The sequence below is a fragment of the Klebsiella planticola genome (assembly GCF_000783935.2).
GTDB classification, from domain to species: domain Bacteria; phylum Pseudomonadota; class Gammaproteobacteria; order Enterobacterales; family Enterobacteriaceae; genus Klebsiella; species Klebsiella planticola.
Genome location: NZ_CP026047.1, coordinates 1,322,901 through 1,334,640, shown reverse-complemented (window position 1 = coordinate 1,334,640; position 11,740 = coordinate 1,322,901). Strand labels below are relative to the sequence as shown.

The window sequence follows — 11,740 nt, the reverse complement described above, 5'->3', positions numbered from 1 at the left end:
CACTGGCCCCGTTTTTTATGCATTCTATGCGTAAACTCCCCGCAGGCGCAGGTTGTGGTGGCTTACGACGCCAGCGAAAGCTCAGACTTTCCCGCGTGCTGCGCCAGCCATTCGCCGATCCGCGCCTGCTGCTGGTCATTCAGCCACATGCCCTGTTTCGTCCGGCGCCAGATGGCATCCTCAAGAGTGCGTACCCACTCATGCTCCACCAGGTATTTCAGCTCGGCTTCATAGAACTCATGACCAAAATCTTCACCCAAATCCGCTACCGATGCCGCCTCTGCGAGGATCAGCTCGCTGTTGCTGCCGTAGGTGCGGGCATAGTGACGCGCCATCGATTCGCTGATAAATGAGAACCGGCGGCGCAGTTTGGCCGCGTAATCGTCGCGGTCACCGTCGATATCCCCGCCGGGCAGCACCGCGGTTTTGGTCCAGGCCGGACCGATGCCTTTGTAGTAGGGCGTCAGTTTTTCCAGCGCGTGCTCGGCCAGCTTGCGATAGGTCGTCAGCTTGCCGCCAAATACCGACAGCAGCGGCGCCTGGCCCTGTTCGTCATGGATATCCAGGGTGTAATCGCGGGTAATCGCCTGCGGCGAATCCGATTCATCGTCGCACAGCGGACGGACGCCGGAGTAGGTCCAGACGATATCGTCACGGGACAGCGTCTTTTTGAAGTGTGCGTTATAGGCGTTCAGCAGATAGTTGATCTCGTTGTCATCGATCGCCACTTTCTGCGGATCGCCGTTGTACTCAACGTCGGTGGTACCGATTATCGAGAACTCATCCATCCATGGGATCACGAACACAATGCGTTTGTCTTCGTTTTGCAGAATGTAGGCCTGCTTCTGGGTGTGCACGCGCGGCACCACAATATGGCTGCCCTTAATCAAGCGAATGCCGTACGGTGAGCGCAGGTGCATCCCTTCGTCAAAGAAGTGTTTGACCCACGGGCCGGTCGCATTGACCAGGCCACGGGCCTGCCAGGTGAATTTCTCGCCGGTATCGATATCCTCCGCCTCGACAATCCACAGGCCGTTTTCACGTTTCGCCGAAATTGCCCGGGTACGGGTCCGGACCTCGCCACCTTTGCGTACCACCATCTGCGCGTTAGCCAGTACCAGACGCGCATCGTCGACCCAGCAGTCGGAATATTCGAAACCGCGCACGATTTCAGGTTTTAATACCGATTCTGCGCCAAATCGCAAGCCGGTTGAGCCGGGTAAGCTGGTACGTTTCCCCAGGTGATCGTACATAAACAGACCAATACGGATCATCCATGCCGGACGCAGGTGCGGGCGATGCGGCAGACGAAAGCGCATCGGAAAGGCGAGATGCGGCGCCATTTTTAACAGCACTTCACGTTCGGCCAGCGCTTCGCTGACGAGGCGGAATTCGTAGTGTTCGAGGTAGCGCAGCCCGCCGTGAATCAGCTTCGAACTGGCGCTGGAAGTGGCGCAGGCGAGATCGCGTGCTTCCAGCATCAGTACGGATAAACCACGCCCGGCGGCGTCTGCCGCGATACCGGCACCGTTGATGCCTCCCCCTATCACAATCAGATCTTTGGTTTCCACGTTCGCTACCTCTGGCACTTTCGTTTAAGCTCATAAATGTTCGTTATCGCTCAATATAGCAAACAAACGCGCCATTGGTAACATCAAAAAAACATTTCAGAGTGATGCGTGTAACATATTGGCGTTTATTTCCCGTCTGACGGTAAACTAGGTAGTAGAATCATGGCCGGTAACGGGTCAGCAATATCATTCCGCTATATAGAGAAAGAGCACATGGACCACTTTGAATGTATCAATGTTGAAGAAGCGCACCAGAAACTGCATCAGGCAATGGCGGTGCTGGTGGATATCCGCGATCCGCAGAGTTTTGCGATGGGACATACGCCGGGTGCGTTTCATCTGACCAACGATACGCTGGGCGCGTTCATGCGCGATAACGACGTTGACACCGCGGTGATGGTGATGTGTTACCACGGCAATAGCAGTAAAGGCGCCGCGCAGTATCTGCTACAGCAGGGCTATGACAAGGTTTACAGCGTGGATGGCGGGTTCGATGCGTGGCATCGTCATTTCCCGGCGGAAGTGGAACATGGCGCGCTTTAAGCGTTAGCACGTCATACCGTTATTCCCGTCTTGTTTCAGATGGCATGGCTGCGGATGTGTTGTTCAAGGACGTCCCGGGCGCGCCACTCCTGCAAACTCGTATATACTAGCCCCCTTTGTGTGGAATAAGCGATCCGCTGTATGTTAATGATTACCTCTTTTGCTAACCCGCGTGTGGCCCAGGCGTTTGTCGACTACATGGCGACACAGGGCGTTATCCTGACCATTCAGCAGCATGATCAGAGCGATGTCTGGCTGGCCGATGAGAGTCAGGCCGGGCGGGTGCAGGCTGAACTGGCTCGCTTCCTGGAAAACCCTGCCGATCCGCGTTATCTGGCGGCCAGCTGGCAATCCGGGCACACCAATAGCGGGCTGCGCTACCAGCGCTTTCCCTTTTTTGCCACCCTGCGCCACAACGCCGGGCCGTTTACATGGGCGATTCTGCTCGTCTGCATTGCGGTCTTTGCGCTGCAAAATATCCTCGGCGACCAGCCGGTAATGTTGCTGCTGGCCTGGCCGTATGACCCGTCGCTGAAATTTGAAGTCTGGCGCTACTTTAGCCATGCTTTCATGCACTTCTCGCTGATGCATATCCTGTTTAACCTGCTATGGTGGTGGTACCTTGGCGGGGCGGTGGAGAAACGCATCGGCAGCGGCAAGCTGGTGGTCATTACCGTCATTAGCGCCTTGTTAAGCGGGTTTATTCAGCACCAGTTTAGCGGCCCCTGGTTTGGTGGGTTATCCGGCGTCGTGTATGCGCTGATGGGCTATGTCTGGCTGCGTGGAGAACGGGATCCGCAAAGCGGCGTCTATTTGCAGCGTGGCTTGATACTCTTCTCTTTAGTGTGGTTAATTGCTGGATGGTTTGATGTTTTTGGCATGTCGATTGCGAACGGTGCGCATGTGGCGGGTCTCCTGACCGGGCTGGCGATGGCGTTTGTCGATACGCAACATGTGCGAAAGCGAACATAGGGCCGTCTTACCCGGCTCTCTGCAACGACAGCGCCTTTATGCGAGTCTTATAATCCCAGGGATATTTCATGAAACAAACACAACGTCATGACGCCATTATCGAGCTGGTAAAAAAACAGGGATATGTCAGTACGGAAGAGCTGGTTGAGCAGTTTGCCGTCAGCCCACAGACCATTCGTCGTGACCTGAATGACCTCGCCGAACAGAAGATGATCCTGCGCCACCACGGCGGAGCCGCGCTGCCTTCCAGTTCGGTAAATACCTCCTGGCACGACAGGAAGGCCACCCAGACGCAGGAAAAAGAGCGTATTGCCCGCAAGGTGGCCAGCCAGATCCCCGATGGCGCGACACTGTTTATCGATATCGGCACCACGCCGGAAGCGGTTGCACATGCGCTGCTGGAGCATAACGATCTGCGTATCGTCACCAACAACCTGAACGTGGCCACCACGCTGATGGTGAAAGAGGATTTCCGCATTATTCTGGCGGGCGGCGAGCTGCGCAGTCGGGATGGCGGCATTATCGGCGAGGCGACGCTGGACTTTATCTCCCAGTTTCGCCTTGATTTCGGCATTCTCGGTATCAGCGGCGTAGACAGCGACGGTTCGCTGCTGGAGTTTGATTACCACGAAGTTCGCACCAAACGCGCGATTATTGAAAACTCGCGCCACGTGATGCTGGTAGTGGATCACTCGAAATTTGGCCGCAATGCGATGGTGAATATGGGCAGCATCAGCATGGTCGATGCGGTCTACACCGATGTGATGCCGCCGGCAGGCGTACTGAAGGTGATTACGGACAACAACCTTCAGCTGGAACTGTGCTAAACGGCGTTAAACGCCGTATCCCATCATTTTAAGCAGCCGCTGGGCGTGCTGTACCGCATCCTGGCGGTGGGCGACTCCCAGCTTCTGATACAGATTACGAATGTGGGTTTTAATGGTCGTGGCCGCCACGTCCAGCTCACCGGCAATCTGTTCGTTGCTGTAGCCGGAATAGATCAGCCCCAGTACCTGCCATTCACGCTGGGTCAGCGGGCTGGTGCGAATCAGTTCCGGGACTTCCGGATGACTCAGTAGCCGTTCGACAAAGCCCTCATCAAAGTGGGCAAACTTGTGGCGATGGTGCTGGTTGATATCGCGCAGGATGCGCTGGGCGCGATGCTGTTCCAGCTCCGGCAGCGTATTAAGCTGAATCAGCTGGCGCAGCTGCTGCGCCATGGCTTCGCCTTCAATCACAAAGTGGTTGATAAACCCGGTGCGGTTGGCGAGTGCAAGCGCCTCCAGCAGGACTTTTTGCGCTTCGCTTTTCCGTCCCGCCTGCCAGTAAAGCTGGTTGAGCAGCAGCAGGTTGCGGTTAATATCGCTCATCAAACGCAAAGAGCGGGCATTGTCGTTCAACTCTTCCAGCACCATTTCCGCCGAGTCAAAATCACCCAGCAGAATTTGCGCCCGGGCAATGTTGCGCCACTGGCTTTGCAGGAAGTGGTTATTGGCGAATTCCGGTTTCGGCGTCTGGCGCAGCCAGTTGGCGGCCGCGGCTTTATCACCGACCATCTGCCAGTAGATCACCCGGACTTTATCGGCGTTTGATACCCAGTCGCTATGATAGTGACCATTGCCGAGCAGGTTCTCCAGGCGGTTGAGGTGGCTGCGGGCGTTATCCAAATCGCCGCGGGCCAGCGAGCACTGCACCATCAGGGCCAGACACTGCAGCTGCTGCTGCGGCTGATAGCTTGACAGGACATCCATGCCATTACGTGCGGACGCTTCCGCTTCATCCAGCCGCGCCCAGGCCCACAGCAGCTGTGAGCGAATACGTAGCAGGAATTCATGCATCGGCAGCTGCTCGAGATGCTGTTCGCGGATAAGCTGGAAAGCTTTCTCCTGCACTTCCCAGGCGGCCTGCAGGAAGCCCTGGGCAAAGAGAATCTCGCTTTGCTGGATCATGCTCCACAGCGCGTAGTGCCAGATATCGTGGCGGCGGGCCATCTGTTCCGTCTGTTGCATGACCGCCAGAGATTTACTTAACTGGCCTTTACAATGCAGCACTTCACCGTGGACCGATGTCGCAACAATTCGGCTATAGTAGCTGGCCAACGGCAGCTCTTCTAACGCGACCATGGCCAGACGCTCGGCCTCTTCCTGATCGCCCGCATTAATGGCCACCTGTGCACGCAGGGCGTTGAAATCGCCATGCATCGCGGTATCCATTTTCATGTCCATCTCCTGCTCGGCGCGCGCCAGCAGGGTGTTGACTTCGCTGTAACGGTGCTGGCTTTGCATCAGCCAGGCCTGCAGCAGGAGCAGACGCGGATTTTCCAGCAGGTTTGACCACGGCAGCGCCGCCAGCGATTGTTCGAGCAGTCCCAGTTCGCTGTGGTTAAACATGCCCCAGGCATGATTCAGTAAAATATCGCGCAGCATTTTCGCATCGCCGGCCGCCAGCGCATGATGAATGGCTTCACTCGGGAAGCCCAGCGCCATCCAGCCTTCGGCGGCAGAGCGGTGAATTTCAGGTAATTCGGTTGCCAGCTCCCACTGGCAGCGCTGGCGCAGGAAATTGCCAAACAGGGGGTGATAGCGGAACCATTCGCCGGAATCGTCCATCCGCTGCATGAACAGGCCCTGACGTTCAATCTCTTCCAGCTGCATTTGCCCGTTTTCTTCCCCGGTCACGCGAACGATGAGCGCATCGTTCATTGAACGCAGCAGCGAGCTTTTCAGCAAAACGTTACGCGTCCGCGCGTCGACATTATCCAGGACCTCATCCACCAGATAATCGGAGAGATGGCTGGCATTAATACCGGCAAGACGACGGGCTGAGTGGTGGGCGGAGGAGTTATTCTGGCGGGCGGACAGAGCAATAAGCTGAAGCGCCGTGGCCCAGCCGGCGACGTCGTCGCACAGCCTGCTGCTGTCTTCAGCTTCAATCGGCGAAGCCAGACGACAGTCGAAAAAGAGTTTTGCTTCCTGATGGGTAAATGCCAGCTGCTGGCTGCCGATTTCCAGCAGCTGATCGCGCACGCGCAGGTTGGCAATGCCGAGCTGCGGCAGGTTACGCGAGAGCACCACCAGGGTCATATTCTCCGGTTGATGACGGAGGAAGAAGCGCATCGCATCGTGAATCACCGGATTGTTGATCAGATGATAATCATCAATCACCAGATACAGCGGGCGCTGCCAGTCGGCAAGCTCAATAAACAGCTGCGCGAAAAGCGAGGGCAGGCTGGCATACTGGCGTTTCTGCACCATGGTTTCGCTGGCCACGCAGTGGCCGCCGGTAGCCTGCTGAACAGAGGCGATCAGATAACTGGCAAAACGCTCCTGTTGGTTATCGCCTTCATCCAGCGAAAACCAGCCAAGTTCATTTTTCCCCGCCGCCCACTGAGAGATGAGCGTTGTCTTGCCGTACCCAGCGGGGCTGGTGACCAACACGAGACGGTAATTGTTCGCGCCGGAAAGTTTAGCCAGCAATCGCTCGCGAACCACGGTGTGTTCAAGGCGGACTGGGCGACTTAATTTAGACGGAATCAACATAGTTAATCATTTCGCTGTGCAAGAGAGGATTTGCGATTTTTTTTGCGCTTCGTAATTAATGACTATTAAGGTCGGCGATAATGAAAATTATTGCAAGTTATGTCCGAATTTTATGCTCTTGAATTTGCACCAGGTCACAAATTCCCAATTAAAGTCCTTTCGTTGTAAAACCGGTACCAGCGTGCGTGGTTACTGGGTTTTCCCCGCACCCGGCACAAGTAAAATGGCATTCACTCCATTTTTTCGTAGTTGTATGTTTTTATTAAGTTAATTTAAGGGAAATCTTATAAATAATCGTTTTGGCGTATTTGTGTCATCAGGCAGGATTATTTTTACACAATGCTTATTTTTATTTCGTGATAATTGCGGAATGGTGTTTTATCCAACGCTTTGTCTCGGCCTGTAACAAATATTCTTCTGATGGTGAAGAGCAACATAGTGTTTCTGTGTGGTGAATTTTTCAGCATGTTTCTGACGGAGAGCTACCGTTATAGTGGCCACGATCACACTTTTCGCTCATCCCTGCTGCTCCTCCCTGCCTAATCCCCATCGGGATGAGGACGTTGCTTCAGGAGGTCGGCACACTAACGCCAACGTTTTAGTAAAGGACCCGGATTTCTTATGTCACAGACTTCTTTTAATAAAGATCAGTTTCAGGCTGCACTGACCCGTCAGTGGCAGCATTTTGGCTTACAGTCCGCTTCTGAGATGACTCAGCGTCAGTGGTGGCACGCCGTAAGCGGCGCGCTTGCCGAGCTGTTGGCCGCTCAACCGGTGGCGAAACCGGCCAAAGGGCAGCGTCACGTCAACTACATCTCTATGGAGTTTTTGATCGGTCGCCTGACCGGCAACAACCTGTTGAACCTGGGTTGGTATCAAGGGGTGAGCGATGAGCTGAAGGCTCATGACATTCACCTGACCGATCTGCTGGAAGAAGAGATCGATCCGGGCCTCGGCAACGGTGGTCTGGGCCGTCTGGCAGCATGTTTCCTCGACTCCATGGCGACCGTTGGCCAGTCGGCAACCGGCTATGGCCTGAATTATCAGTATGGTCTGTTCCGCCAGTCTTTCGAAGATGGCCAGCAGGTTGAAGCACCGGATGACTGGGGGCGTAGCCGCTACCCGTGGTTCCGTCATAACGAACAGCTGGATGTGCAGGTTGGGATCGGCGGTAAGGTCAGCAAAAGCGGCGCCTGGGAACCGGCGTTCGTGATTACCGGCCAGGCCTGGGATCTGCCGGTGCTGGGGTACCGCAATAACGTGGCGCAGCCGCTGCGTCTGTGGCAGGCGACCCATGCGCATCCATTTAACCTGACCAAATTTAACGATGGCGATTTCCTGCGCGCAGAGCAGCAGGGTATCGACGCGGAAAAACTGACTAAAGTGCTTTACCCGAACGATAACCATCAGGCAGGGAAAAAGCTGCGCTTAATGCAGCAATACTTCCAGTGCGCCTGTTCGGTTGCCGATATTTTGCGTCGCCACCATCTTGCGGGTCGTAAGCTGGCAGAGCTGGCGGATTACGAAGTAATCCAGCTCAACGATACCCACCCGACCATCGCCATTCCTGAACTGCTGCGCGTGCTGATCGATGAGCACCAGCTGAGCTGGGATGACGCCTGGGCCATCACCAGCAAAACTTTCGCCTATACCAACCACACGCTGATGCCTGAAGCGCTGGAGTGCTGGGACGAGAAGCTGGTAAAAGCCCTGCTGCCGCGTCATATGCAGATCATTAAAGAGATTAATGACAGATTTAAGAAGCTGGTCGAGAAAACCTGGCCTGGCGATAAGCAGGTGTGGGCGAAACTGGCGGTGGTGCATGACAAGCAGGTTCGCATGGCGAACATGTGCGTGGTCAGCGGCTTTGCGGTCAACGGCGTTGCCGCGCTGCACTCCGACCTGGTGGTGAAAGATCTGTTCCCGGAATATCACCAGCTGTGGCCGAATAAGTTCCACAACGTGACCAACGGTATTACGCCGCGCCGCTGGATTAAACAGTGCAACCCGGAACTGGCCGCGCTGCTGGATAAGACGCTGAAGAAAGAGTGGGCTAACGACCTCGATCAGCTGATCCATCTGGAGAAATATGCTGACGATGCTGCGTTCCGCCAGACCTACCGTGAGATTAAGCTGGCTAACAAAGTTCGCCTGGCTGAGTTTGTTAAGACGCGTACCGGCATCGAGATCAACCCGCAGGCGATTTTCGATATCCAGATTAAGCGTCTGCACGAGTACAAGCGTCAGCATCTCAATCTGCTGAACATTCTGGCGCAGTACAAAGAGATTCGTGAAAACCCGCAGGCGGACCGCGTGCCACGCGTGTTCCTGTTCGGGGCGAAAGCCGCACCGGGCTACTACCTGGCAAAAAATATTATTTTTGCTATCAACAAGGTGGCGCAGGCGGTGAATAACGATCCGCTGGTGGGCGACAAGCTGAAAGTGGTCTTCCTGCCGGATTACTGCGTCTCTGCGGCGGAAATGCTGATTCCAGCGGCGGATGTCTCAGAACAGATCTCCACGGCGGGGAAAGAAGCCTCCGGTACCGGCAACATGAAGCTGGCGCTGAACGGCGCGCTGACCGTCGGGACTCTTGATGGTGCGAACGTTGAAATCGCCGAACAGGTCGGCGAAGAGAATATCTTTATCTTTGGTAACACCGTTGAAGAAGTTAAGGCGCTGAAAGCGAAAGGTTATGACCCGCTGAAATGGCGTAAAAAGGACAAGCTGCTGGATGCGGTCCTGAAAGAGCTGGAAAGCGGCAAGTATAGCGATGGCGACAAGCATGCTTTCGACCAGATGCTGCACAGCCTGCTGAAAGGCGGCGACCCGTACCTGGTGCTGGCGGACTTCGAAGCGTATGTTGCCGCGCAGAAACAGGTGGATGAGTTATACCGTGACCAGGAAGCCTGGACTCGCGCGACGATTCTGAATACCGCGCGCTGCGGCATGTTCAGCTCCGACCGCTCAATTCGCGACTATCAACAACGTATCTGGCAGGCAAAACGCTAAGGACAGGCCTATGGAGACTAAACGCCTTGATAACGCCGCGCTGGCGGCGGGAATAAGTCCTGACTACATCAATGCGCACGGTAAGCCGCAGTCAATTGCTGCGGCGACTAAACAACGTCTGCTGGATGCGATGCATCGTACAACAACCGCCACGAAAGTGGCGGTTGACCCGCTGCCGCCGGTGCAGGTTTTCACACACGGCAAGAAAATGTCGCTGCCGGTCGCCGGTCGTGGGGAATTCCAGTGGATCCTCACCACCGAAGAGGGGAAACAGTATCAAGGCAAAGTGCGTGGAGGGGAGACCCTCCCGCTGCCGGCCAAACTGCCGGAAGGCTATCATTCGCTGACCCTGACTCAGGATGGCGAACGCTGGCATTGTCGGGCGATTGTGACGCCGGTGCGTTGCTATGAACCACAGGCCCTGAAAGAGGGGCAAAAACTGTGGGGCGCCTGCGTACAGCTTTATACGCTGCGCTCGGAGAAAAACTGGGGAATCGGCGATTTTGGCGATTTACGCACGATGCTGCCGGAGATTTCCCGGCGCGGCGGCGCGTTTATCGGCCTTAACCCGATTCATGCGCTCTACCCGGCCAACCCGGAGAGCGCCAGTCCCTACAGCCCATCCTCACGGCGCTGGCTGAACGTTATCTATATTGACGTTAACGCGGTCGATGATTTTCGCCTGAGCAAAGAGGCGCAGGCCTGGTGGCAATCGCCGGAGACGCAGCGGGCATTACAGGCCGCGCGTCAAACCGATGATGTGGATTATACCGCCGTGACCGCGTTGAAAATGACCGCGCTGCGCATGGCCTGGAAGCGATTTTCCGCCCGTCACGATGAGGCGATGACGGAGTTCCGCCAGTTCGTGCTTCGTGAAGGCGAAAGCCTGTACTGGCAGGCGGCGTATGACGCCCTGCACGCCTGGCAGGTACAGCAAGATCCGCTGCGCTGGGGCTGGCCTGCCTGGCCAAAAGCGTATCAGGATATCAACAGCCCGGAAGTGAAAGCGTTCTGCACCGAGCAGGCCGACGAGGTGAGTTTCTACCTCTGGCTGCAGTGGCTGGCGTATTGCCAGTTCGCCGAATGCTGGCACACCAGCCAGCACGACGCGATGCCGATTGGCCTGTACCGCGATCTGGCGGTGGGCGTGGCGGAAGGCGGTTCGGAAACCTGGTGCGACCGCGAACTGTATTGTCTGAAAGCCTCCGTCGGGGCGCCGCCGGACATTCTTGGCCCGCTGGGACAAAACTGGGGTCTGCCGCCGATGGATCCGCATATCATCGTCGCCCGTGCCTATGAGCCGTTTATTGAGCTGCTGCGCGCCAACATGCAAAACTGCGGTGCCTTGCGCATCGACCACGTGATGTCGGTTCTGCGTCTGTGGTGGATTCCGTATGGTGAAACCGCTGACCACGGTGCCTATGTGCAGTATCCGGTCGATGATCTGTTATCGATTATGGCACTGGAAAGTCAGCGTCATCGCTGTATGGTGATTGGCGAAGATCTGGGTACCGTACCGGTGGAGATTGTCGGCAAGCTGCGTAAGAGCGGCGTCTATTCCTACAAAGTGCTCTATTTCGAAAATGACCATGAGAAGACGTTCCGCGCGCCGCAGACGTATCCGGAACAATCAATGGCGGTGGCGACAACGCATGACCTGCCAACGCTGCGCGGTTACTGGGAAAGCGGAGACCTGACGCTGGGTAAATCGTTAGGTCTGTATCCGGATGAAGGGGTTCTGCGTGGCCTGTATCAGGATCGTGAACTGGCGAAGCAGGGGCTACTGGATGCGCTGCATCAATATGGCTGCCTGCCTAAACGCGCCGGGCATAATGCCTCGCTGATGGCGATGACCTCGACCCTCAATCGCGGTATGCAGCGTTACATTGCGGACAGCAACAGCGCATTGTTGGGGCTACAGCCGGAAGACTGGCTGGAAATGGCCACCCCGGTCAATATCCCGGGAACCAGCAGCGAATATCCGAACTGGCGGCGTAAGCTCTCCACGACCCTTGAGCAGATGTTTGCCGATGAGCGGGTGAATAAGCTGATTAAGGATCTGGATAAGCGGCGCAAAGCGGTCGCTAAGAAGAAATAGTGCCG

Annotated in this window: 7 protein-coding genes; 5 read left to right on the top strand and 2 right to left on the bottom strand. The window is 55.9% G+C overall.

The genetic code is table 11. The features are described from left to right. Nucleotides 1–62 precede the first annotated feature (62 nt). Nucleotides 63–1,571: a glycerol-3-phosphate dehydrogenase gene (glpD, locus tag MC50_RS06550; RefSeq protein WP_032690432.1), complete on the bottom strand. Its 1,509-nt coding sequence runs from the start codon at nucleotides 1,569–1,571 to the stop codon at nucleotides 63–65. Between the two features lie 213 nt (nucleotides 1,572–1,784). Between glpD and glpE the strand changes: the two genes are divergently transcribed. From glpE to MC50_RS06535, 3 genes are all read left to right on the top strand, one after another. Continuing rightward, the gene (gene glpE / locus MC50_RS06545) at nucleotides 1,785–2,114 is read left to right on the top strand and encodes a thiosulfate sulfurtransferase GlpE (protein WP_032690433.1); all 330 of its coding nucleotides are present in this window, start codon (nucleotides 1,785–1,787) and stop codon (nucleotides 2,112–2,114) included. A 141-nt stretch (nucleotides 2,115–2,255) separates the two neighbouring features. Beyond that, the gene (glpG, locus tag MC50_RS06540) at nucleotides 2,256–3,086 is read left to right on the top strand and encodes a rhomboid family intramembrane serine protease GlpG (protein ID WP_032698658.1); all 831 of its coding nucleotides are present in this window, start codon (nucleotides 2,256–2,258) and stop codon (nucleotides 3,084–3,086) included. Nucleotides 3,087–3,154: 68 nt separating this feature from the next. After that, nucleotides 3,155–3,913, top strand: a complete 759-nt coding sequence (locus MC50_RS06535; protein WP_004868507.1) for a DeoR/GlpR family transcriptional regulator — start codon at nucleotides 3,155–3,157, stop codon at nucleotides 3,911–3,913. 6 nt (nucleotides 3,914–3,919) lie between these two features. On the opposite strand, the gene malT is transcribed toward MC50_RS06535, so the two are convergent. Then, on the bottom strand, nucleotides 3,920–6,625 hold the full coding sequence (malT, locus tag MC50_RS06530; protein WP_032690435.1) for an HTH-type transcriptional regulator MalT: 2,706 nt from the start codon (nucleotides 6,623–6,625) through the stop codon (nucleotides 3,920–3,922). Between the two features lie 621 nt (nucleotides 6,626–7,246). Here malT and malP point away from each other — a divergent pair. Further along, complete coding sequence (gene malP, locus MC50_RS06525) at nucleotides 7,247–9,637, top strand: maltodextrin phosphorylase (RefSeq protein ID WP_032698660.1); 2,391 nt, start codon at nucleotides 7,247–7,249, stop codon at nucleotides 9,635–9,637. A gap of 10 nt (nucleotides 9,638–9,647) precedes the next feature. Then, on the top strand, nucleotides 9,648–11,735 hold the full coding sequence (gene malQ / locus MC50_RS06520; protein WP_032696906.1) for a 4-alpha-glucanotransferase: 2,088 nt from the start codon (nucleotides 9,648–9,650) through the stop codon (nucleotides 11,733–11,735). Nucleotides 11,736–11,740: the final 5 nt, after the last annotated feature.

Coding starts and splice junctions, on each gene's coding strand:
- glpE (WP_032690433.1), top strand. CDS start 1,785: ATGGACCACTTTGAATGTATCAATGTTGAAGAAGCGCACCAGAAACTG.
- glpG (WP_032698658.1), top strand. CDS start 2,256: ATGTTAATGATTACCTCTTTTGCTAACCCGCGTGTGGCCCAGGCGTTT.
- MC50_RS06535 (WP_004868507.1), top strand. CDS start 3,155: ATGAAACAAACACAACGTCATGACGCCATTATCGAGCTGGTAAAAAAA.
- malT (WP_032690435.1), bottom strand. CDS start 6,625: ATGTTGATTCCGTCTAAATTAAGTCGCCCAGTCCGCCTTGAACACACC.
- malP (WP_032698660.1), top strand. CDS start 7,247: ATGTCACAGACTTCTTTTAATAAAGATCAGTTTCAGGCTGCACTGACC.
- malQ (WP_032696906.1), top strand. CDS start 9,648: ATGGAGACTAAACGCCTTGATAACGCCGCGCTGGCGGCGGGAATAAGT.